General features: G+C 61.6%; 13 protein-coding genes and 1 pseudogene. 12 read left to right on the plus strand and 2 right to left on the minus strand.

All coding sequences use genetic code 11. The features are described 5' to 3' along the window. The first annotated feature begins 84 nt into the window (after window positions 1–84). Window positions 85–2,367, plus strand: coding sequence for an AsmA family protein (locus HWX62_RS13860; protein ID WP_175929089.1), 2,283 nt, complete (start codon window positions 85–87; stop codon window positions 2,365–2,367). Between the two features lie 96 nt (window positions 2,368–2,463). On the opposite strand, the gene HWX62_RS13865 is transcribed toward HWX62_RS13860, so the two are convergent. Further along, window positions 2,464–2,916: a lipocalin-like domain-containing protein gene (locus tag HWX62_RS13865; RefSeq protein ID WP_175929090.1), complete on the minus strand. Its 453-nt coding sequence runs from the start codon at window positions 2,914–2,916 to the stop codon at window positions 2,464–2,466. 169 nt (window positions 2,917–3,085) lie between these two features. On the opposite strand from HWX62_RS13865, the gene HWX62_RS13870 reads away from it, so the two are divergent. The 11 genes and pseudogenes from HWX62_RS13870 to HWX62_RS13930 all read left to right on the plus strand — a co-directional run bounded on the left by HWX62_RS13870 (window position 3,086) and on the right by HWX62_RS13930 (window position 23,528). Beyond that, window positions 3,086–4,678 carry an ABC-F family ATPase gene (locus HWX62_RS13870; RefSeq protein WP_175929091.1) on the plus strand — a complete coding sequence of 531 codons (1,593 nt, stop codon included), beginning with the start codon at window positions 3,086–3,088 and terminating at the stop codon, window positions 4,676–4,678. A 403-nt stretch (window positions 4,679–5,081) separates the two neighbouring features. Next, on the plus strand, window positions 5,082–5,474 hold the full coding sequence (locus HWX62_RS13880; protein WP_244136149.1) for a helix-turn-helix transcriptional regulator: 393 nt from the start codon (window positions 5,082–5,084) through the stop codon (window positions 5,472–5,474). Window positions 5,475–6,066: 592 nt separating this feature from the next. Beyond that, window positions 6,067–15,252, plus strand: coding sequence for a hemagglutinin repeat-containing protein (locus HWX62_RS13885; RefSeq protein ID WP_175929092.1), 9,186 nt, complete (start codon window positions 6,067–6,069; stop codon window positions 15,250–15,252). Next, entirely contained in the window at window positions 15,249–15,701 is a 453-nt protein-coding gene (locus HWX62_RS13890; protein WP_175929093.1) for a hypothetical protein, read from the plus strand. The genes HWX62_RS13885 and HWX62_RS13890 overlap by 4 nt, the downstream gene beginning before the upstream one ends. 24 nt (window positions 15,702–15,725) lie before the next feature. Further along, entirely contained in the window at window positions 15,726–17,486 is a 1,761-nt protein-coding gene (locus HWX62_RS13895) for a ShlB/FhaC/HecB family hemolysin secretion/activation protein (RefSeq protein ID WP_175929094.1), read from the plus strand. Window positions 17,487–18,205: 719 nt separating this feature from the next. Beyond that, window positions 18,206–18,385: pseudogene (locus tag HWX62_RS13905) on the plus strand (ABC-F family ATPase); the annotation flags it as partial. Between the two features lie 234 nt (window positions 18,386–18,619). After that, complete coding sequence (locus tag HWX62_RS13910; RefSeq protein WP_175929095.1) at window positions 18,620–19,369, plus strand: FkbM family methyltransferase; 750 nt, start codon at window positions 18,620–18,622, stop codon at window positions 19,367–19,369. Beyond that, window positions 19,370–20,368 carry a phosphotransferase gene (locus HWX62_RS13915; protein ID WP_175929096.1) on the plus strand — a complete coding sequence of 333 codons (999 nt, stop codon included), beginning with the start codon at window positions 19,370–19,372 and terminating at the stop codon, window positions 20,366–20,368. Between the two features lies 1 nt (window position 20,369). Continuing rightward, complete coding sequence (locus HWX62_RS13920) at window positions 20,370–21,248, plus strand: radical SAM protein (RefSeq protein WP_175929097.1); 879 nt, start codon at window positions 20,370–20,372, stop codon at window positions 21,246–21,248. Then, window positions 21,245–22,312: an asparagine synthase-related protein gene (locus HWX62_RS13925; protein ID WP_175929098.1), complete on the plus strand. Its 1,068-nt coding sequence runs from the start codon at window positions 21,245–21,247 to the stop codon at window positions 22,310–22,312. The genes HWX62_RS13920 and HWX62_RS13925 overlap by 4 nt, the downstream gene beginning before the upstream one ends. 7 nt (window positions 22,313–22,319) lie before the next feature. After that, complete coding sequence (locus HWX62_RS13930) at window positions 22,320–23,528, plus strand: glycosyltransferase (protein WP_175929099.1); 1,209 nt, start codon at window positions 22,320–22,322, stop codon at window positions 23,526–23,528. Here the strand turns inward: HWX62_RS13930 and HWX62_RS13935 are convergent. Further along, window positions 23,485–24,174: a CmcI family methyltransferase gene (locus HWX62_RS13935; protein WP_175929100.1), complete on the minus strand. Its 690-nt coding sequence runs from the start codon at window positions 24,172–24,174 to the stop codon at window positions 23,485–23,487. The two genes, HWX62_RS13930 and HWX62_RS13935, sit on opposite strands and share 44 nt — an antisense overlap. Between the last annotated feature and the right edge of the window lie 11 nt (window positions 24,175–24,185).

The following is a 24,185-nucleotide window of genomic DNA, read 5'->3' on the forward strand; positions in this document are numbered from 1 at the left end:
AAAGCCGCAGTTGTCGTGCGCCGTTCGCCCACGCAAGCGGCCCGGCATGGTGCGGCAACGCTTCAGAACAACAACGGAACCGCCATGACGCTAACCCGAGCCATCGGCAAATCGGCTGCATGGATCGTCGGTATCGTCGCGGTGCTCATCGCGGCGGCCGGCGTCTTTCTCTTCACGTTCGACTGGAACCGCGCGAAACCGTGGGTCAACGAACAGGTGAGTACCGCACTCGGCCGCCCGTTCGCGATCAACGGCGATCTCAAGGTCGGCTGGCGTCGCCCGGACGGCGAGACCGGCTGGCGCGCGTGGGTGCCCTGGCCGAGCTTCTCGGCCACGCAGCTGGAGATCGGCAATCCGGACTGGGCGCAAGCGCCCAAGTTCGTCACGCTCGATGCCGCGCACTTCGATCTCGCGATCCTGCCGCTGCTTGCGCATGAAATCGTCATCCCGTCGATCGACGTCGTGAACCCTGCCGTCGATCTCGAACGGCGTGCGGACGGCACCAATACGTGGACCTTCCAGTTCAAGCAATCGGCGCAGCCTTCGCGGTGGAAGGTGCGGCTCGACAGCTTCGGGTTCGCGAAGGGCACCGTCACGTACCGCGACGCGATCACGAAGGCCGACCTGACCGTCGCGATCGATACGCTCGGCCAGCCGATTCCGCTCGGCGACGTGCTCAAGGAGCAGGAGCAGACCTCGCGTGCGGCGTCGGCGCAGCGCGTGGGCAAGCGTGGCGCCGCGCAACTCGGCGCGAAGGCCGATGCGCAGGCGGTGTCGAGCGCGGCTGCGGCGTCGGGCGCGTCGGCTGCGAGTGTCGCTGCTTCGGCGGCGTCCGGTTCGTCGGCTTCGTCGGCTCCGGCCGTGCCTGCCGCGTCGGCGGCGGCTGCCGCGTCCGGCGCGAGCGGGGCCGCGGCGCCCGCCAAGCCGTCCGGCCCGACCTATGCGTTCGGGCTGAAGGTCGACGGCCGCTACAAGAACGTGCCGATCAGCGGCACCGGCAAGGTCGGCGGCGTGCTCGCGATCCAGGATACGTCGCGGCCGTTCCCGCTGCAGGCCGACGTCAAGGCGGGCGACACGCGGCTCGCGATCGTCGGCACGCTGACCGACCCGATGCATCTCGCGGCGCTCGACCTGCGGCTGTGGCTGCAGGGCACGTCGATGTCGCACCTTTACCAGCTCACCGGCATCACGCTGCCCGATACGCCGCCGTACGCGACCGAAGGGCGCTTGATCGGCAACTTCAAGCCGCATGCGAGCACGTTCCGCTACGAGAACTTCAACGGCCGCGTCGGCGGCAGCGATCTCGGCGGCACGCTCGTCTGGGCGCAGCGCGAGCCGCGCCCGAAGCTGTCGGGCGAGCTCGTATCGAACCTGCTGCAGTTCTCCGATCTCGCACCGGTGATCGGCGCGGATACGGCCGCGAGCAAGGCCAAGCGCGGCGACACGACGCGCCAGCCGCCCGACCGCGTGCTGCCGGTGGCGACGTTTCGCACCGAGCGCTGGAGCGCGATCGATGCCGACGTGAAGTTCACCGGCCGCAAGCTGATCAAGAGCGCGAACCTGCCGATCACCAACCTGTACACGCACATCCTGATGCAGGACGGCGTGCTGTCGCTCGAGCCGCTGCAGTTCGGCGTCGCGGGCGGCACGCTCGCGACGAACGCTCGTCTCGACGGCAGCCGCACGCCGCTCAGGGGCCGCTTCACGCTGGCCGCGCGGCATCTGAAGCTCAAGCAGCTGTTCCCGACGCAGAAGGTGATGCAGACCGCATTCGGCGAAATCAACGGCGACGCGTCGCTATCGGCAACGGGCAATTCGCCGGCCGCGCTCGCGGCGACGTCGACCGGCGAAGTGAAGGCACTCGTCACCAACGGCCGCATCAGCCGCTTGCTGATGGAGGCAGCGGGGCTGAACGTCGCGAACGTCGTCTACGAGAAGCTGTTCGGCAACCGCGACGTCAACATCAACTGCGCGGCGATCGATTTCGTGGCGACCGACGGCCTGCTCGACCCGAAGGTCTTCGCGCTCGATACCGACGATGCGCTCATCAACGTCGACGGCCCGATCAACCTGCGCGACGAGTCGCTCGACCTGAAGATCCATCCGCATACGAAGGGTTTCCGGATCTTCTCGCTACGTTCGCCGCTGTATGCGAAGGGCACGTTCAAGAACCCGAAGGTCGGCGTCGACGCGGGCGCGCTCGCGTTGCGCGCCGGCGCGATGGTCGGGCTCGGGCTGATCAACCCGTTCGCCGCGCTGATCCCGCTGATCGCGCCGAGCAACAACCGCGACGTGCCGTGCTCGGAACTGTTCGGGCAGATGAAGGCACAGGCGGCGCAGAAGGCGGCCAAGAAGGCCGGCAAGTGACGCACGCCGCCGCCGGGGCGGCTTGCATCACGGTGCGGGTCGAGGTCGTCGGAGCAACCGGCTGAGCGCCGGCCGTGCGTCACCGCCCGGGGGCGCTCAGCGGCGGGCGCGTGCCCAGACGAGGACCGGCTCGACCTCCCGGCCGCCGATCCGAATCGGTCCGGTGGTGCCGAGCTGCAGCCGGTCGCCATCCAGGCTCACCACACGCTGCTGGACGTTGCCGATCCAGTTCGGATACAGGCTGACGTCCATTTCGTGGGTTAGCGTGCCGTCGTCGCCGACGTGAAAGGGGCCCGAATACGCGATGTAGCCGTGCGCCGCGGCCGCGCGTTCCTCGACGCTGCCGCCCTGCAGGTCGCCGTCCGCGTAGGGCGGCCGGCTGGCCGCCATCAGCTGCGCGGACATGTAGCCGTCCGGCGTATAGAGGATCCAGCCGCGTGCGTCGCGGCCGAGCGGATAGGTGACCGCGCTGCCGTCGCGCGGGCGGATTTCGTAGGACACGAGGCGCCATGCGCCGACAAGTCGTTCGCGAAGCTGGCTGGCGAGCATGCGGAATTCCGGTAAGACGGCGGTGGGGCGCGTGCCGTCGTGTTGACGGGCCGCCGGGCAGCGGGCCGCAGGGCCGGAATGCGCTGCCGGGGCGGGGCGGTCGGCAGTTTCTCCGACACCTGCTAAAATACACGGTTTTCCGTCGATTTCTCTCTTAACGGGACCTGCCGTGCTTTCTACTGCCAACATCACGATGCAATTCGGGCCGAAGCCCTTGTTCGAGAATATCTCGGTCAAATTCGGCGAGGGCAACCGCTACGGTCTGATCGGCGCGAACGGCTGTGGCAAGTCGACCTTCATGAAGATCCTCGGCGGCGACCTCGAGCCGAGCGCCGGCAACGTCGCGCTGGAGCCGAACGTGCGCCTGGGCAAGTTGCGCCAGGACCAGTTCGCGTACGAAGACGTGCGCGTGCTCGACGTCGTGATGATGGGCCACACCGAGATGTGGGCCGCGATGACCGAGCGTGACGCGATCTACGCGAACCCGGAAGCGACCGACGACGACTACATGCACGCGGCCGAGCTCGAAGGCAAGTTCGCCGAATACGGCGGCTACGACGCCGAGGCGCGCGCGGGCGCGCTGCTGCTGGGCATCGGCATCGAGGAGAAGTTCCACAACGGCACGATGGCCGACGTCGCGCCGGGCTGGAAGCTGCGCGTGCTGCTCGCGCAGGCGCTGTTCTCGAAGCCGGACGTGCTGCTGCTCGACGAACCGACCAACAACCTCGACATCAACTCGATCCGTTGGCTCGAGCACACGCTCAACGAGTACAACTCGACGATGATCATCATCTCGCACGATCGTCACTTCCTGAACTCGGTGTGCACGCACATGGCCGACATGGACTTCGGCACGCTGAAGGTCTGGCCGGGCAACTACGACGACTACATGCTCGCATCGGCACAGGCGCGCGAGCGCCAGGCCGCGGCGAACGCGCGGGCGAAGGAGCGCGTGGCCGAACTGCAGGACTTCGTGCGCCGCTTCTCGGCGAACAAGTCGAAGGCGCGTCAGGCCACCAGCCGCGCGAAGCAGATCGACAAGATCAAGATCGAGGAATTCAAGCCGTCGTCGCGCCAGAACCCGTTCATCCGCTTCGAATTCGAGAAGAAGCTGCACAACGTCGCGGTGGTCGCCGAAGAGATCACGAAGAAGTACGAGCGCACGATCTTCCAGAACTTCAACCTGTCGGTGCAGCCGGGCGAGCGCATCGCGATCATCGGCGAGAACGGCGCGGGCAAGACGACGCTGCTGCGCGCGCTGCTCGGCAACCTGCCGCTCGATCACGGCACGGTGAAGTGGGCCGAGAACGCGAATGTCGGCTACATGCCGCAGGACACGTACGAGGAGTTCCCGGACGACATCACGCTGATGGACTGGATCGACCAGTACCGCAAGGACGGCGACGACGAAACGATGGTGCGCGGCACGCTGGGCCGCCTGCTGTTCTCGTCGGACGACATCAAGAAGTCGGTGAAGGTGCTGTCGGGCGGCGAGAAGGGCCGCATGATCTGGGGCAAGCTGATGCTCGGCCGCCACAACGTGCTGCTGATGGACGAGCCGACCAACCACATGGACATGGAGTCGATCGAGTCGCTGCAGATCGCGCTCGAGCAGTTCGAAGGCACGCTGATTTTCGTGTCGCACGACCGTGAGTTCGTGAGCGGGCTCGCGAACCGGATCATCGAAGTGCGCACGGACGGCACGCTGTTCGACTTCGGCGGGAATTACGAGGAGTTCCTGGCGAGCCAGGGGCAGGAGTAAAAATCTCCCGTTTGTTCCAAGACCACCGTTCATGTGTCCCGGATTGTCCCACGGAATTGTCCCGTTGGGACAGTCGACTTCCCGGGGACGCTTTCTTAGCGAGCGCACAGCGGAGCATGTAAGGGGCGCTTTGTGAACCCCGAAGCCCATATTGGCAGATTGCCGGTATGGGCTTTTTCGTTTTGGGCGAAGTACTCTCTCGTCGGACACCCGCAGTTGGCTTCACCGGGAGGGCATGCGTGTTGGGGTGATCCTGATCGAGCGCAGGATTGCTGCATAGGTAAATGAGCGGCCCCCAGTAAACAGTGCCATGATGTAAGCGAGTTTTCGGCGGACTTTTTCAGTATGAAAGGAGCCGTACGATGAAACGCAAGCGCTTCAGTGTCGAGCAGATTGTGCCGGGTTGAACCGCGCCTACGTGAGCGGCATCGAGCGTGGATCGATCAATATTCGGCTCGACAACATAGGGAAACTGGCGTCCGCACTTGAAGTCCATGCAGCGCGGTTCTTGGGTGTTGTAGACGGCGATAAGGTGTCGCCGGTTACTTGCGTTGACCTTCGGTCGGAGGTGACGCGTCACGTCCGGGAGTTTCGGAAGTTTGCGGGAATTTCTCAGGAGCGGCTGGCCGAGGTCGCCGGATTTCATCGAACGTATGTGGGCAACGTGGAGCGTGGCATCGCCAATTTATCGCTTGATGATCTTGAGGCGCTTGCATCTGTGCTGAAGGTAGACCCGGCGCAACTTCTTGATGACGAAAGTGCCGTACCTGATGCGGGCAACGGCATTGATCCATAACGCGACAGACGTTGCGTAGCCGCAACGGCGCGCAAAATTCTTTTATACAGCAGGCAGTGCTTCGGTTCGAACGCTCAAAAATACATATTTTCTCGGCCCGATTTATACATTTTCAACGGTCGAATTTCGACACCATTATGGTCTATCTCGAAATGAGCGTTGCACGCCAGACCACGGGCGTCCGACGACGATCGCCCGCTGTATTCGCAGTTGGCACCGTGTCTAAAGCCCCCTCCAGCCTATCTCGATAAAATAACATCTTGCCTAGAATTGACATTTCGAAACATTTATAAAAATTTGAATTCTTGAATATTCTTGCGGATATCTCGCCGCTTGAGAGGCGAAAATCGGACTTCGTGCGTCGTCTTGATCATTTCTGACAGTGTGCGGTGGATAGTCTCTGCTACGATCGCGCGGTGGATGGGAGGGGGCCAATTGAACGCTTCGGTGCGCGCAATCGCGGCATGCATGAGAGGTATGTCGTTCTGCCCGTCCTTTGCAAGCGCGTTCAGACCAGACGACGAATTGCGTTCGGTCCTATCGACGCTGAGTTCAAACAAGATTGCAGGGGCGCGGTCGCGTCAAACGAAGAATGAACAAGAATTGCTACCGAGTTGTATTCAATCGCGCGCGCGGCGCGATGATGGTCGTTCAGGAAAACGGAAGTGCACAGCGTGCGGCTGGATGTGCGGAAGAGGCGACGGTATCGGTCGAATCACCGGGATTTCGTACTGTATGGCAACCGATCGCGATGGCTGCTGCATTGCTGTTCGGCGTGCCGCTGCTGAGCATGGCGCAGATCGTACCGACGCCGGGTACGTCAACGCACATCATCCAGACACAGAACGGCTTGCCGCAAGTGAATATTGCCGCCCCTTCGGGGGCTGGTGTGTCGGTGAATACGTACAACCAGTTCGATGTACAGAAAAACGGCGCAATTCTCAATAATTCACCGACGCTGGTGAACACACAGCAGGCTGGCTACATCAACGGCAACCCGAATTTCGGCCCGAACCAGTCTGCGCGAATTATCGTCAATCAGGTCAACAGCAATGCGCCGTCTCAACTCCGCGGTTATGTTGAGGTCGGAGGAAATCGCGCCGAAGTAATCTTGTCGAACAGCGCCGGTATTCAGGTTGACGGCGGCGGATTTATTAATACGTCCAGAGCCACATTGACAACTGGCACACCGTATTACGGCGCTGATGGATCACTTGCCGGATTCAATGTATCACGCGGTCTGATTTCGGTAAATGGCGCTGGCCTTAACGCATCGAATGTCGATCAGGTTGATTTGATTTCTCGCGCAGTACAGGCCAATGCAGCGATTTATGCAAAGAATCTGAACGTCATCGCCGGGGCAAACCAGGTCAATCACGACACACTTGCTGCAACGCCGATTGCCGGTGACGGTGCTGCGCCTGCCATTGCGATCGACGTGGCCCAATTAGGCGGTATGTACGCTAATCGCGTCTTTCTCGTGAGCAACGAGTTCGGGGTAGGTGTTTCGAACGCCGGAACGATCGCTGCGCAAGCGGGCGATCTGACGCTGCAATCGAACGGCCAACTCGTACTCACAGGCAAGACTACGGCGGGCGGTAATCTTACCGCAACCGCGAACAGTATTCAAAATTCCGGCACGACGTATGCGCAACAGAGCGCAAACGTTTCAGCAGCCGGTACGTTGTCGAACAGCGGCACGCTCGCTGCGCAACAGAATACGACGATCAACGCGGGCACCGTCAATTCGACCGGAACGCTCGGCGCGGGCGCAAATAACGATGGTTCTGTCGGAAAAAGCGGCGACCTGAATCTGTCGAGCACAGGCCAACTGACGGCGACTGGGCAAAACGTCGCGGGTGGGAGCGCGTCGATTTCGGGCAGCGGCGTCAATCTTGCTGGTAGCCAGACGGCTGCAAACGGCAACCTGTCGCTGAACACAAATGCAGGCGACCTGAACCTTTCGAACGCGACAACGAGTGCGCAAGGTGCCGTCAATGCCAGTGCGACAGGTGCTCTGATCAATGATCATGGCACACTGTCGAGCCAAGGCAACACAACGTTGACCGCAGGCAGCATTTCGAACCAAGGTGGCAAGGTATCGGCGCAAGGTCCGTTGAGTGTACAGTCGAACGGCGCAATCGCAAATCAGGGCGGCACGCTGGTATCGGAAAATTCGATGCAGGTGCACGGCGGTGTGATCGCGAACAACCAAGGCATGATGCAAAGTGCGGCTGGAATGACGATTACCGGCACGTCCGTGGACAACAGCGCCGGTCGCGTTACGTCGCTGAATTCGGACGGCCTGTCCATTACAACGACGGGCCAACTGACGAACGCAGCCGGGACGACCGCACTCGGCGCACAAGGCGGTGTCATCGGCGGCAACGGCGACGTGGCGATTCAATCGGGCAGCGTCGTGAACCACGGCACGGTCAGTGCGCAAACGAATCTGAACGTCGGCACGCAAACACTCGACAACAGCAGCGGTTCGTTGTCGGCTGCACAAAACGCAGTGATCAATGCGGGGGCGCAGTTGACGAACGGTTCGGGCAGCATTACGGCCGGACAATCCGCGACTGTGAATGCCGCGTCGTTGAGCAATGATGCGGGTTCGGTGCAGGCAGCACAGTTGTCGCTCGGGGCGACGAATTTGTCGAACCACGGCGGCTCGATTACACAAACCGGGACCGGCGCAATGAATGTTGCCGTCTCGAATACGCTCGATAATTCGAGCAACGGCGTTATTCAGACCAACAGCACGGACCTGAACCTGACGCCCGCGACGCTGATCAACGACCACGGAAAAATTACTCACGCAGGCAGCGGTACGTTGTCGATCGCAACCGGTGCGATGTCGAACCAAGGCGGCACGATCGCGACCAATGGCGCGTTGAGCGTGAAGGCGGCTGCTGTTTCGAACAGTGCCGGTACGCTGGCCGCGCAGCGACAAGCGGCGCTCGATGTGCAATCGCTCGATAATCATGCGGGCGGCTACGTCGGTGCGGACAGTATTACGCTGAAGGCTCAAGGCGCTGTCGATAACCGTGTGGGCACGCTCGAAGCGAACAACGGCGTTTCCGTGACGGCCGACAGTCTCGCGAATGATGGAGGTTCGCTTAAAAACGTGGGCACGAACGCGCTGTCGGTCACGACGACGAATGCGTTGACCAACACCGCGAACGGCACGATCGGCGGCAACGGTGATGTATCGGTGACGGCGGGCAGTGTCGATAATTCGAACGGGTCGCTGCTGGCGGCGCAATCGCTGTCTGTGCAGTCGAACGGTCAGATTGCTAATGCCGCTGGTCTTGTTCAGTCGAACGGCAATCTGTCGCTTCGCGCGCAAGGTGCCGTGGTCAATAGCGCGGGGCAAATTGAAGCGAACGGCGCAACATCCACGCTCGCCGTCTCGGGTTCCAGCGTCGATAACAGCAACGGCCGTATCGCGAATATCGGCAGCGGTGCAACGACGATCGACGGCGGCGCGTCGATCACGAACACGAACGCGTCCGGCAAAACGGGGGCGGGCACAATCGGCGGTAATGGCGATGTTACGCTGACCGCGCACACGCTCACGAATGCTCAAGGTGGTCAGACGCTTGCAGGTCACGATCTGACGCTGAATGTCACAAACAGCGTAAATAATTCCAGCGGTGTGCTGTCAGCTGCGAACAACCTCAAGTTGAGCGCGGCAAACGGAGCGCTGTCGAATCAGGCCGGGTCGATTCGTGCAAACGGCGCGCTGTCGCTGAACACCGCATCAATCGACAACACGTCCGGCAAAATCGGTAACGACGCAGGTAGCGGCGGCAGTATTTCAATCCAGACCGGCACGCTTGCCAACCAGGATGGCGCCATCGGGAGCGATCAGGACCTGTCGTTGAACGCAGCCGCGTTGACGGGCGACGGTTCGATCGTAGCAGGCCGAAACGGTGCTGTGACACTCGGTAGCGACTACACGCAGACTACGGCGAACAAGTTGCACGCAAACGGCGACCTCACGTTTTCCACGTCAGGCAAGCTGACGAACCAAGGCGTGCTGGATGCCAATGGCGCGCTGACCGTGAATGCGGCGAACGTGGAGAACCAAGCAGGCGCTGATCTGAATTCGGCAAACACGACGGTCAATGCGAACGGTGGCACGATCGATAACGCAGGTCGCATCGAAGGTGATGCAGTCACGACCAACAGTGCGACGCTGAACAATACGGGCACCGTGATCGGTGCCAACGTCACTGCGAATGCCAATACGATCACGAACACTGGAGCCGCCGCCGTATTCGCCGCTGCTAATCAGTTGAATCTGTACGCGACGAATCAGTTGTCGAACACGGACGGTGCGAATCTGTTCAGCGTTGGCGATATCAATATCGCAGCGAATAGTCAGCGCGACGTTAACGGCTTGCTCGCGAACCGTACACAAAACGTGCTGAACGATCAATCGACGATCGAAGCGCAGGGCAATGTCGAACTTGCGGCAGGCACATTCACCAATACGCGCCCCGCACCGACAGTCACAACCGAAACGACGAGCACGACGACGAAGCACGAAACAAAACGCGACAAATACATTGCATGTGCCACGACGAACGCTGACTCGCACTCGTCCTGTACGCAGGCCGTCTGGGACTACGGCTACAAAACGGCACGTAACGATAGCTTCAGTCGCGCGCAAATCGTATCGGAAACGACGGGTTCGAACGCTACCGATCGCGTGCTGGTGCTGAACGTCAACGGCCAGCAGAAGACGATCTATTACAACACGCTGACGGACAACGGCAACGGTACGATCACGGTCAACTATTGGGATGCGTACGATCCGCACGTGAATTACGTGCCGGACTCGGAATATGCAACGCGCAGCGACGCCCATAAAGGCTATCAGCGTGTCGAGATCTGGCGCGATACGACTTCGACGATTCAGCAAGATAAGGTGACCAGTCAGGCGCCGCAAGCGCAACTCGTGGCCGGTGGCAGTATCACGATGGCGAACGTCGGAACGATCAACAACAACTACAGCGCGATCACGGCTGGCAAGTCGATTCAGATCGGCAGCACGCAGCAAAACGGCTCGGTCGGCAGCGGAAGTTATGGCGGTACGACGGTCAACAATACCGGCCAGACGTTGTATCAGTATCAGCGTGACGACATCGTGTCGATGTATGCGTGGAACGAGGACCCGACGCGCGATCGCGGCACGATTGTTGAACCGTCTATCGTCTATACGCCGGTCGCGATTGGTGGAACGGGCGGCACAATCATCGCGAACCAATCGGTGTCGATTAACGCGCAGAATGTCAATAACCAGAACGTCGCTGCGCAAAATTCCTCGACCGGTGCCACGGGCGGTACGCTCGGCAACAATGCGGCCAATCAGGGGGTATCGGGCAGCAATCCGTCCAAGGTCGGTGCGGCGAGCGGAACGACGAATGTCCCTGCACTGCAATCGGTCGCGAGCGCAACCGGTGATTTGTCGATCACGTTGCCGACAAGCGGGATGTACTCGATTCATCCCGCGCCTGGCCAGCCGTATCTGATCGTCACAGATCCGCGCCTGACGAGCTATACGAACTTCATTTCGAGCGACTACATGCTCGGCCAGTTGAACCTGAACCCGGCGAGCATCGAAAAGCGCTTGGGTGACGGGATGTACGAACAGCAGATGGTGCGCAACCAGATTACGCAGTTGACCGGTCGCACCTTCCTGCCGGGTTACGCGAGCGCCGAGGATGAATATCGTGCGCTGATGACGAACGGTGCGAACTACGCGAAATCGTTCGGCTTGGTGCCCGGCATGGCGCTGACGGCTGCGCAAATGGACGCGCTGACGAGCGACATTGTATGGTTGGTTGATCAGACCGTGACTTTGCCCGACGGCAGCTCGACGCATGTGCTGGCTCCTGTTGTCTATATGGCGCAGACACACGCGAACGACCTGCAACCGACCGGTGCATTGATCGCTGCGGACGACGTTGAAATTCATGCGACGGGTAGCGCGACGAATTCCGGTGTGATCAAGGGCGGCACGAAAACCGTGCTGACGGCGACGGATATTTTGAATCGTGGCGGTACGATTTCGAGCAGCGGTAAGAACGGCACAACGGTCGTTTCGGCGAGCAACGATGTGGTCAACGCGTCCGGTCAAATTACCGGCAATCGGGTCGCCGTGCTGGCAGGTCGCGATATCGTCAACACGACGCTGTTTGATGCCGTGGGCGCAACTGGCGCATCCGGTGCAAGCAAGGTCAGCACGAGTCTGATCGGCCAGCAAGGCACGATCGCGGCAACGGGTGACCTGTCCGTTCAGGCCGCGCGCGATCTGAGCATTCACGGCGCGAATTTGTCGGCGGGCGGCGACGCATTGGTGGCGGCAGGTCGGGATATCAACGTCGATACGGTCCAGTCCACGACGAACCAATCGATGTATCTGAACGATCAGCATCATTGGGAAGAGTCCACGACGAAGAACGTGACGAGCGGCATCACCGCCGGCGGAAGCTTGGGGATGCAAAGCGGCAACGACATGACGCTGAAGGGCGCGACCGTATCGGCCGGAAAAGACCTGTCTGCGCTTGCAGGCGGGAATTTGACGGCAACGACAGTCACGGAAACCGCGAAGCTCGACAATGTGGCGGCGGACAGCAAGACGCGTAAGGAAGTTGATCACAACTACGACGAGCACGCTGTTGGCACGCAATTCACGGCAGGCGGCAATGCGACGCTCGCGGCAGCAAGTACCGATGCGTCGAAGGGCAACGTCATGCTCACAGGTTCGTCGCTCACGGCAGGTATGACGAACGGCGTCGAAAACGGTACGGGAGCGGCAAACATTGGTGCGACGGGCAACGTCTCGATCAACGAGGCTCGCGAGGAACACGACAAGTACCAGTCGGTGCAGGTCCAACGTGGCAGCTTCGTCAGCAGCACGAAAACCGATTCGATGCAGAACACGCAGGCGAATGTCGGCGTCGGCAGCACGGTATCTGGTAATACGGTCAACATTCAGTCGGGCCACGATTTGACTGTTCAGGGCAGCACGATCGTGGGCACGAACGATGTCAGTCTTGGGGCAGCAAACAACGTCAATATCACCACGTCCAAGGATACGGTCACGCAGGACGGCTACTATCACGAAACGCATTCGGGGATTGGTACCAGCGGCTTGAGCGTGAGTATTGGCACGCAGAAAAAGACTGACACGGATCATGCTTCGTCCGTCACGAACAACGCGAGCACGATTGGTTCGCTTAACGGCAACCTGACCGTCAAGGCTGGCGATACGCTGCACGTGACGGGTAGCGACTTAATCGCCGGGAAGAATTTGACCGGCGTAGCGTCGAATGTTGTGATCGATTCGGCAACCGATACCAGCAACAAGAGCCATAGCGAGACGACCAGTAGCAGTGGCGTCACGCTCGGCTTGTCGGGCAGCATCGGCGATGCGATCAACGGTGCGTATCAACAGGCGCAGGCGGCAAAGAGTGGTGCCGGTGACAGTCGTGCGACAGCCCTGCACGCGATTGCAGCGGCGGGTAATGCAGCGATGGGTGTAGCCGGTCTGACGGGCGGTGCGCTTGCGGGCGGCGGCACGCCGAGCATCGGCGTTCAAGTCAGCGTTGGATCGAGTCATAGCCGACTCGATACGTCGGAAAGCCAAACGACGCAACGCGGATCGAGCGTCAGCGCTGGCGGTACCACATCGCTGATTGCGACGGGTAACGGCACACCAGGTAGCGGTAATATCACGGTGGCCGGTTCGAACGTGTCTGGCAACGATGTGCTGCTGGCTGCGAAGAACCAGATCGACCTGCAAAACACGACGAACACTGATTCGACGCGCAGCTCGAATTCGTCGTCGAGCGCCAGCGTCGGCGTGTCGATCGGCACGAACGGTATCGGAGTGTCTGCCGCCATGTCGCGCGCACACGGCGACGGCAACAGTGATGCCGCAATGCAGAACAATTCGCACGTGACCGGCGCGAATAGCGTGAAGCTTGTTAGCGGTGGCGATACGAATGTGATCGGCTCGACTGTATCCGGTCGCACTGTTACGGCGGACGTGGGCGGCAATCTGAACATGCGCAGCGTGCAGGATACGACTGTCAGCAGCGCGCATCAAAGTAGTGCGGGCGGCGGCATCAGCGTCAGTACGATGGGTGGTAGCGCCAGCTTCAGTTCGTCGCACGGAAACGCGAACGGCAATTACGCGGGCGTGAGCGAACAGGCCGGGATTCAGGCGGGCGAAGGCGGGTTCAACGTGAACGTCAAGGGCAATACCGACCTGACGGGCGCGGTGATTGCCAGCACAGCCGATCCGTCGAAAAACTCGCTGACGACCGGCACGCTGACCTATCGCGATATCGAGAACCATTCGACGTACAGCGCGGATAGCAGCGGCTTTAGCGCGGGTGTTGGCGTCGGCGTAACCGGCAAGGCAATCGGGCCGGGATCGGTTAGCGGCTCGGGTGGCGTAACACCGATGATTTCGCAATCGGATAGCGGTAGCGAGAACGCGACCACACGAAGCGGCGTGAGCGCAGGCACGATCAACATCACGAATCCAACCGGCCAGACGCAGGACTTGGCGAACCTGAATCGCGATACGTCGAACCTGAACGGAACAGTATCGAAAACGCCGGACGTACAGAATCTGCTGGACAAGCAATCTGACCTGATGAACGCAGGGCAGGCCGCTGGTCAGGTTGTTGCGCAAGGCATCGGCGCTTACGCGGATATGAAGCACGCGGAAGCCCAACATGCGGCCGATGCGGCCAAGCTGGCAGGCGACACTACGGCACAGGCTACATATCAGGCAGAGGCCGATTCGTGGGCGGAAGGTGGTACGAACCGAGTGCTGATGCATACCACCGGTGGCGCATTCCTTGCTGGATTGGGCGGTGGTAATGCCCTTGCCGGTGCAGCGGGTGCCGGATTGTCGTCGGCGCTGGCCGGTAAGCTGAATAGTCTTGCAGACGCGGTTGGCGGCAGTACAGATTCGATGCTGGCAGGCAACGTGTTGTCGAACGTGTTGGCTGGTGCCGGTGGCGCGTTGATCGGTGGTACATCGGGTGCGTTCACAGCAACGAATGCCGACTTGTATAACCGTGATCAAACCAATGCAAACGGTACAGGAGGCACGGGGAGTGAATTTCTTGACAAGGGATGGAACTACGCCAAGCAGTTTGGCAATGCAGCATTGGATCTTGTCCCCGGTCACAAGATGGCAGACCAAGCGCAGACTGCATTTTCCAACGGCAATGTGGGCATGGGGGTAGCGCTTGCCGTTGGTTCGATTGGCGACGCGGCACTAGGTGTTTTGACCATTGGTGAAGGTAAGGCTATTGAAAACGCCACAAGCAAGGTAATTGAAAAAGTTGCTTCGAAGGCCCCGGCTTTCTCCGGTTCCGGTCCTGTATCCGGTGTGATTGCTATCACCGATGACACTTCAGTTGCCGCTCTTAAGAATTACTATCCGTCTAAGGGAAGTATCGAGTTTGTGTTTGACCCGACCACGAATACATTTGCTGTTGGAAAACCAGCATCAGGATTGTTTGACGGTTCTGCGCATCAGCAATTGGCGCAGGCCATCGGTGCAAATGATGCAAATGTGGTTGGAGGGGGATTTAGTCGAGCCGCAGACGGATCGATTCTTACGACAGAAAACAGCGGACACTACGGCCAGAATTGGACGCCTGAAATTTGGAATCAATTCCAGCAATGGCTGTCCAAACGAGTCGGGGTTCCGGTGAATCATACTCCTTGGGGAAGCAAATGAAAGCCGAATTCGTGCCAAGTCCGATTGTCAAGGAAAACGCAATTTGGGTTGTTAGTGTAGGAAAGGTGTTCGTTGGTGTTGATTCGATTGGCACTTGGAGCATCGATTTAAATGGAAATGTGCGCGCGGTTAAATCGCCAGAGGATACGATGCCGTTGCTTCCAATTCTCGAATTGGATCGAGAGAATTTCTTTGATGGCCTTAAGCGCATTGCGCGAGAGTTTCCTGATTTCGAAAATCAAGTTGCCTCGTTTCCTGAAAATCTTTTGATAGAATTTGCACTTGATTCGTCAGTCTCGGAATATTGGCCATCCAAGGCATTGAACTGGATTGAAGGTGCGCCTGCATTGGTCTCGTTTTTTTCTCCACTGATGAAAAGCGTAATTGATAGAAGGTGGGCGACTCAGTCTATCAAGCAGAGAATTAAGCGACTTATAAAAGTCATTTGATTGCGGTTAAATTTAACAATAACGATGAACATCTTTCATCGCCTGACGGTTTTGCCAATTGCAGCCCTCGTATCGTTCGGGGTTCATGCTGAACAGGCTCCGACGCTTGCCGACCAAGCCGCCGCCGCGCGTGCGAATGCAGAACAAGATCGGCAGGCACAGCAGCAACGCGACGCGCAGCAGCGTGCCGCCGAAGTGCGTGCCCCTTCGGTGCGTTCGGAAGTGCCGCACGTCGAGGCGTATCCGGCAATTCCGACCGAAACGCCGTGCTTCCGCATTGATCGTTTCATGGTCAACGTTCCCGACGCGTTGCCGGATGGCTTGAAAGCTCAGGGCGCATCTGCGTTGCCGATGGATCGCTTCGCTTTCGCGCGTGAATGGCTTGAACACTACACGGGGCAGTGTGTTGGCAAGCAAGGGCTTGATGTTCTCGTCAAAGCGTTGTCGCAAGACATTTTGTCGCGCGGCTACATCACGACGCGCGTGTTGCTGCCCGAACAGGATTTGTCGTCTGGTACGCTGAAGGTCTCATTGATTCCGGGCGTGATCCGCCACGTGCGTTTCGCCGATGAAAAACTGCGCGGCACATGGAAAACTGCGTTTCCGACACGCGACGGCGAACTGTTGAACCTGCGCGACCTTGAGCAGGGTCTGGAGCAGATGAAGCGCGTACAGAGCCAAGACGTGTCGATGCAGATCGTTCCGGCCGATGTGCCGGGCGAGAGCGATGTCGTGCTCAATGTGAAGCGTGGCAAGCCGTGGACAGTCGTTGCATCGATTGACAACTCGGGCACGCGCGCGACCGGGAAGCTACAGGGCAACCTGTCGATCGGTATCGATAACCCGCTCGGGCTAAACGACATCTTCAATGTCGGCGTGAGCCAAGACCTTGAACTTGGTGACAAGCGCCTTGGTTCGCACGGCTGGAACGGCTTCTACTCGATCCCGTGGGGTTACTGGACCGCGACGTTATCGGCCTACACGAACACGTACTACCAGCAAATCGCTGGCGTGAATCAAACATTCGTTGCAAGCGGCAATTCGAAGACGATCGATTTCAAGCTTGCCCGAGTGCTTGCCCGTAGCCAGAACGACGTATTCGGCGGCTATGTCCGTTTGTCCCGTCGCTTCGGTCAGAGCTTCATCGAAGATACGGAAATCTCGCAACAGCGGCGCAACAATACATTCGTTGAATTCGGCCTGACCGACCGTCACTACTTCGATGGGGCGCAGTTCGACGGCACGCTGGCGTACCGACAGGGCGTCGGGGGCTTGGGTGCGCAGGACGACATTCTTGCTGCCGGTGGTGGTCCGACTTACCGCTTCAAGATGGCGGTACTCGACGCAAACCTGTCGGTGCCGTTTGCGATCGCGAAGCAGCCGTTCCGATACGTGACGAGCATCCACGGCCAATATACCGGGAACTCGCTGTACTACATCGATGACTTGACGATCGGCAGTCGTTACACGGTACGGGGTTTTGACGGCGAAACGATGCTGGCGGCGGCGCGCGGCTTCTACTGGCGCAACGAACTGCAGATGCCGATCGGACAGACCGGACAGGCGATTTATGCAGGATTGGATTACGGCCGTGTTTGGGGGCCGCAGCCGGTTGCGTTGGTCGGTACGCAGTTGGCCGGGGCGGTAATTGGCATCAAAGGCAGCGTAGCGACACCTTTCGGCGGCTACGGCTATGACCTGTTCGCCGGTACGCCGGTCTACAAGCCGTCCGGATTCCCGACTGCGCGTGTGACGGTCGGGTTTCAGGTAACCGCGCAGTTCTAAGGAAATTCGAGGATGCAGAGTCGGGCGCGTGCACGAATCAAAGATTCGAAATCGTCGGCTAGTCGGGAGGTCGATGAGACGGCGTTGCGTCAGAGCCGCCGTGCATTTGAACAGGCGCTACGCGACCACGTGCACGCCTTGCTGTCGCCGGACGCAGACCCTGTTCCGTCGTGCCCGCGCTGCAAAGGAACGGCAATCGACAAAAAGGGATATACACATCGGTACACGGGACGGCTCCGGCCATCAACCTTACGTCGCGAGGCAGCGGTAGCTTAGGGCGGCGAAAGCCGCGAACAGGGTTGACCGTGATGCCCATGTTCCACTCGTCTATCGCGGTTCGGTAGGCGGCTGAAATTGCGTCAAGTTCACGACCTACGGAACTACCAAGAACTTCTGTTATGCGCCGGTCGCGCCATTCGGTGAGATGAGATTTGTTTAGCTCGGCAGCCGGGATGGAACAGAGTTTCCTTTCCCTTTTGAGCAGGCGTTGCAAAGTTCGCCGGTCCCATTCGCTCGACCGCTTGTCGGGCATTGGGTGCGCTATGTACTTCCGGAATAGGTCCCCGACAGTTGGACCAGTCTCGACAGATTTGATCGTATCGCCGTGCTCGTGCTCTTCAGCCCAACGCTTAGCGGCTTCCTCGCTGACGAAGGTTGCGGACAGGCTCGGCTGCCCCTTACGGCGGATTTTGACCTGCCATTTTGTCCCACGCAGGGTGATTGTTGCCATTCATGCTCTCCAAGTGGTTGATTAGGAACATGAACGGGGTCTGGTGTCGCACGACCGTGAGTTCGTGAGCGGGCTCGCGAACCGGATCATCGAAGTGCGCACGGACGGCACGTTGTTAGACTTCGGCGGGAATTACGAGGAGTTCCTGGCGAGCCAGGGGCAGGAGTAAGTGTCCTGAGGATTTCTCCGGCTGTGGGTCCAGGTTAGGCATCACTGCACGAAGCGAACCGCCACGGGCGCTACAGGCCCGCATCGACAGCAATGTCGATGCGGGCTTTTTCATATTCGTAGCGAAAAACCCGCCCGCGCCGCACGTCCCGGTCTCCTCTGCGTAATCGACTTCAGGTAAATTACCCACCCAACACCCCCATCATTCCCTCATTTCACTCCGGAGTCGCCCTCGATGCAGGACCATCCTCGCCCGCTCGACCTGTCCGGCCTTGCGCCCAGCCTGTACGCGCAGGGCACCGAGGAGGGCATCCTGTCGCGCCTGATGGAGCGGATCGTGCCCACCAACCGCTTCTGCGTCGATATCGGCGCGAGCGACGGCCTGCGCAACAGCAACACCGCGCGGCTACTGCGCGAACACGATTGGGCCGGCGTACTCGTGGAAGGCAGCGCATACCGGTTCGGCAAGCTTGCCGCGCACTACGCCGGTGTGGAGCGCGTCCGCCTGCATCACGATCGCGTGCAGCCCGACACGGTCGATCGATTGCTCGCCGACGCGAACGTACCGACCGACTTCGACCTGCTGTCGATCGACATCGACGGCAACGACTACTGGGTGTGGCGCGGCCTGCAAGCGTTTCAGCCGCGCATCGTCGTGATCGAATACAACCCGTACTACACGCCGCCCGAGCGCTGGGTGATGTGCTTCAACCCGGACCACGAATGGGACGGCTCGACCTATTACGGCGCGAGTCTCGAATCGCTCGTGCATCTCGGCAGGCAGAAGGGCTATGAGCTCGTCTGCTGCGATGACATGGGCAACAACGCGTTCTTCGTGCGGCGCGACCTGTACCCGTTGCTCGGCATCGCGAACAACGATCCGTCGGTGCTGTTCCGGCCGGCGATGTACAAGCTGCGCTACGTCGGTCACAACACGTTCCTGACCGGTCATCCGTATCGGCACGGGCCGGCCGAGCATATCTGAATGGAATCGCTCGCCGTCACCTTCGACGAGATTCGCGATGCCTACGGCCTCGGTCGCGGCGGGCCGCCGACGCAGGTCAGCGAACGGGTGTGGCATCTGCCGACCGACAGCGGCGCGGGCGTGGCAGTCAAACTCTATGGGCGTGAACACCATGCGCGCGCAGTCAAGGAAACTGCCGTTCTCGCGCATCTGGAAACGCATGGCGATACCCGTTTCCATGTTCAGAGGCTCGAGCGCACGACGTCGGGCGCATCGCTTTGGTCAGGGCAAGATTCGCACGCGATGCTGACGCGCTGGGAAGCCGGGCAGTTCAAAACCTACGATACGTTCTCGCGAGCCGAATGGGCCGCACTCGGCGCGAGTCTGGCCGCGTTGCACCTGAGCCTCGAACAATTGCATCTGCCGTCGCTCGATACGATCCGCGCACGGCTGACTTCGATCGACGCGGATGCGGTACGCCGCGGCCTGCGGGACGCCCTCGATCGAGCGGATGCGAGTGCCGCCGATACCACGAACCTGCGCCGCTACGTCGATCTCGCGCTGCGCATGCTCGATCGCTACTATCCGGGCAGCATCGATGCGTTGCCGGCCGACGATCCGCAGCACCCGATCCACAACGACTATAACCAGTTCAACTATCTGTTCACGGGCACGCTGCCGCCGCTGATCGTCGACTGGGAAGCGTCGATCGGTGCGCCGCGCGAATACGAGCTCGTGCGTTGCCTGAATCATTTGCCGCTGGAGGCGCCACACCTCGCGCAAGCGTTCGTGCGTGCGTACCGGCAAGTGCGGCCCGTGAATCCGGCGCACCTCGCGTGGGCGGTCGATGCCGCCTGCCTGCAGCACGCGCTCAAGCTGTGGATCGTGCAAGGCTGGCTCGACGATCCGTCGCGCTTCGCGTCGCACCTGAACGGCGCCGTGACGATGGCGTCCGCGATGGTGGGCGCGCGTGGCCATCTGGTCGATTTCTTTTCCCGTTGCGTGGAAGCAGGGAGCTGATGTGAGTGCGAATCCGAACGAGAACCCGAATCCGCCGCGCGCCGGCGAGCGGCAGCACGTGTTTCCGCCGCCGCTGGATCGCGATTACCGCGTCGAGGACGGGCGCGTCAGGACGCGTTCGCTGGAAGCGCATATCGTCGATCACTGCAACCTGACCTGCGCGGAATGCTGCTCGCTGTCGCCGCTGTTGCCCGAGTGGCATGCGAGCCCCGAATCGATCGAAGCCGATCTGCGCAAGGCCGCGAAGGTGTTGCGCCCGCGCATGTTCAAGCTGGTCGGCGGCGAACCGTTGCTGCATCCGGCGCTCGTTGAAATTATCGAGCGCGTACGCGCGACGGGCATCGCGCCCGTGATCTCGGTCACGACGAACGGCCTGAAACTCGGCGAGATGCCCGACGCATTCTGGCACGCGGTGGATGCGCTGACGATCTCGCGCTATCCGAAGCCGGCGCTTTCCGCCGAACGGGTCGCGTATGTCGAGCGCCAGGCCGCGCGCTTCGACGTGCGCCTGAACTGGAAGGTGCAGGACGTATTCACGACGATGAACCGCGCCGAGCCCGGCACGGACCGCGACGAAGCCCGACGCCTGTATCGCGATTGCTGGATCCGCGAGCGCTGCCATATGATTCGCGACGGCATGTTCTATACGTGCACGCGGCCCGCGCATTTCCATACGCTGTACCGAGGCGCGAAGGATTTTCTGGCCGACGGCCTGCCGTTGCGCGACGACGCGGGCATGCTCGACGCGATGCTCGCCTATCTGCAACGCGAGACGCCGCTCGAAGCGTGCCTGCACTGCCAGGGCGGCAGCGCGCCGGTGGCGCCGCATCGCATCCTGAAACGCATTGAAGTGGACACCTTGAAGGCTCGTTATCCATGATCGTCGGCACGCGCGACCCGTTCGGTTTCGATCGTCTGCACTACCATCCGCGCAGCGGTGTGTCGGCGTCCGGCATCCGCGCCGTCTTGCGGGCGTCGGGGTACCCGGCCGGTGCGCCGGATGCGGCCGCCATCGCGGGCTACCTGAGCGGCGAGCGCCTCGTCGGCCGGACCGTGCTGCGCGACGTGCTCGCGGTGCCGCCCGGTCATGTGCTGATCCGTTCGCCGCACGGGCTGACGGTGCAGCCGGCGCCCGGGCAGCCGCGGCCTGCGGATCTCGACACCGTGCTGCGCGCGTCGCTGCAACGCGCGCTCGACAGCGGCAAGCGGGTCGCGCTGGCGCTGAGCGGCGGGCTCGATTCGGCGCTGCTGCTCGCGTTGCTGCGCGAGCTCGGCGCATTGCGGCACGTGACGACCTACATCCTTGCGACCGACATGCCCGATTACTGCGAACTCGATGCGGCGCTCGAACTCGCCACGCAGATGCAGGCGAACGTGAAGATCGTGCGCGCGAACGAGGCCGACTTCGTCGCGGCGCTGCCGAGAACCACGCACGCGGTCGAGGAGCCGATGTTCAACCTGCATCCGGTCGCGAAGCTGCTGCTGGCCGAAGCGATGGCGGCGGACGGCGTCGACGTCGCGATTACCGGCGACGGCGCGGACCAGGTATTGCGCCGCGACCGCTCGGCCAACTATCTGCCGCTGTGCCACGCGTTGTTCGACGCCGCGTCGGTCGACCTGCATCCGCCGTTCGTCGATACCGCCGTCGTCGCGCATCTGACGAGCTTCTCGCCCGACCCGAACAAGCAGTGCCTGCGCGATCTCGGTGCGCGCCTGAACCTGCCGGCGCGTCTCGTGCACGGCCCCAAGCGCGGGCGGCTCGCGCCGGCGATGGATCTCGCGACGCTGCTCGATCGCGACCGCACGCAGGCACTGGCCGACACGCTCGGCCTGGCCGCGCCCGCTTTGCAGGCGGATACCGAACGCGTGCTGTGGACGACGCTGGCCCTGTTCCTCGATCATCTCGATCGCCTTCATCCCGATGCCGCGCATCGCCCCACCTGAGCCGCTCATGAAACGCATCCTGTTCTGCGTGGTGCCCGAGAAGGGCCACGTCAATCCATGCATCGGCCCGGCCCAGCATCTGCGCGCCGCCGGCTGCGACGTCGTGTTCTATGCGCCGGCCGACATCAGCGCCCAACTCGACGGCGCCGGCGGCTTCGCGTTCGTCGGGCCGCGCGAGACGCCCGAGCGCCACGACCTGTCGCGCGGCGCGAGCTTCGCGGCGAACATTCGCGACGCCGACTGGCTGCGGCACTGGATCCGCACGCTGCTGATCGACCTCGCGCCGGCGCAGGTGGACGGCATTCGTGCCGTGCTGCGCGAATGGCAACCGGACGTGGTCGTGATCGACCCGCTGCTCTATGCGGCGGCGATTGCCGCCGAGCTGGAAGGGCTGCCGTGGGTGTCGATGTCCAATTCGCTGAATCCGGTGCTGCCGGACGATCTCGATTCGGAACTGCTGCGCACGGTGCGATGGCTCGAACCGGAGCGCACGCGCCTGTTCGCCCGCTACGGCCTCGACGCACGTTTTCGCGGTTGCGACGTCCTGTCGCCGCACTTGACGCTCGCGTTCACGACCGACGCGCTGGTCGGCGCGCCGCCGCCCGGCGTCGAACTGGTCGGCCCCGCGATGCCGGCAGGCCCGCGCGGCGACGAGACGGCGTTCCCGTGGGCGCGCCTCGATGACGATCGCCCGCTCGTCTACATGTCGCTCGGCAGTCAGCTTTATTACCACCCTGAGGTGTTCGCGAAGGTGATCGACGCGACGCGCGCGACCTCGGCGCAACTGGTGCTGTCGGTGGGCGAACTGGTCGATTCGGATCTGCTGCCGGCCGGCGACGAACGCGTGATCGCGGTGCGTTACGCGCCGCAACTGGCGCTGTTGCGGCGCATGCACGCGTTCGTCAGCCACGGCGGTGCGAATTCGGTGATGGAGTCGCTCGCGTGCGGCGTGCCGATGCTGCTGTCGCCGTTCTGCAACGACCAGTTCCATTCGGCGCATTTCGTCGAGCGGGCCGGTGCGGGCTGCGTGCTCGATCTGCAGCAGGCCGGCGTCGCGGAGATTACCGATGCGCTCGAACGCCTGTTGCGGCCCGGTTCGCTGCGCGAGCAGGCGGCGCGGATCCGCGACAGCTATGCCGCGCGCGACGGTTCGGCGCAGGCGGCGCGCCTGATCAGCGCACTCGCTTCAGGAAGCCGCCTGGCGACAGCGTCATGAGTACGCGGTCCTCGATGTCGTGGTCGACGTCGAACCGGTCGTCGCCGGCGAGAAATTCGCGTGTGGCCGTGGCCGGGTTGTTGCCTCGGCCGTACGGCTTGCCGTCGAACATCGACTCGGGCAGGTACTCCATGATGGTGTCCATCACGATCGCGTAGCTGCCGGGTGTCACGAGCGGCGCATAGCATTCGAGTTCGCGCAGCACGTGTGCATGCGTATGCGTGAGATCGAGGATCGCCATCACGCGTGCGCCGTCGTCGATCTGCGCACGCACCGAAGCGAGCGTGTCGGCCGCGCACGATTCGCCTTCGATCAGCACCATGCGGTGGGCGAGCCGGTGCGCGTGCAGGCGCTGCCTGACCTCGTCGCGCAGGCGCGGCTCGATCGCGACGACGCGGCCCGGGCGGCCGGCCAGTTCCAGCATCGACGCGGTGAACACCACGCCGCCGCCCGCCGCGATGCCGGTCTGCACGATGCAGTCGGGGCGCTCGCGCCAGATCAGTTCCTGGAGCGCGAGCATGTCGCCGGGCAGATGGAAGAAGCGCTCGCCGAGCCAGCGGGTCTGGAACAGATGGCCGAATTCGGCGGCGCGCGTCAGCCATTCGATGTTGATGTCCCGCATGCGGGCCGAAGGACGTTCTGACATGGTCGATGCAA

Source organism: Burkholderia sp. BCC0506 (genome assembly GCF_902833145.1).
In the GTDB taxonomy this organism is placed as follows: domain Bacteria; phylum Pseudomonadota; class Gammaproteobacteria; order Burkholderiales; family Burkholderiaceae; genus Burkholderia.

Excerpts from the sequence above, each read along its gene's own strand:
- HWX62_RS13860 (WP_175929089.1), top strand. The coding sequence starts at position 85 with ATGACGCTAACCCGAGCCATCGGCAAATCGGCTGCATGGATCGTCGGT.
- HWX62_RS13865 (WP_175929090.1), bottom strand. The coding sequence starts at position 2,916 with ATGCTCGCCAGCCAGCTTCGCGAACGACTTGTCGGCGCATGGCGCCTC.
- HWX62_RS13885 (WP_175929092.1), top strand. The coding sequence starts at position 6,067 with ATGAACAAGAATTGCTACCGAGTTGTATTCAATCGCGCGCGCGGCGCG.
- HWX62_RS13890 (WP_175929093.1), top strand. The coding sequence starts at position 15,249 with ATGAAAGCCGAATTCGTGCCAAGTCCGATTGTCAAGGAAAACGCAATT.
- HWX62_RS13895 (WP_175929094.1), top strand. The coding sequence starts at position 15,726 with ATGAACATCTTTCATCGCCTGACGGTTTTGCCAATTGCAGCCCTCGTA.
- HWX62_RS13910 (WP_175929095.1), top strand. The coding sequence starts at position 18,620 with ATGCAGGACCATCCTCGCCCGCTCGACCTGTCCGGCCTTGCGCCCAGC.
- HWX62_RS13915 (WP_175929096.1), top strand. The coding sequence starts at position 19,370 with ATGGAATCGCTCGCCGTCACCTTCGACGAGATTCGCGATGCCTACGGC.
- HWX62_RS13925 (WP_175929098.1), top strand. The coding sequence starts at position 21,245 with ATGATCGTCGGCACGCGCGACCCGTTCGGTTTCGATCGTCTGCACTAC.
- HWX62_RS13930 (WP_175929099.1), top strand. The coding sequence starts at position 22,320 with ATGAAACGCATCCTGTTCTGCGTGGTGCCCGAGAAGGGCCACGTCAAT.
- HWX62_RS13935 (WP_175929100.1), bottom strand. The coding sequence starts at position 24,174 with ATGTCAGAACGTCCTTCGGCCCGCATGCGGGACATCAACATCGAATGG.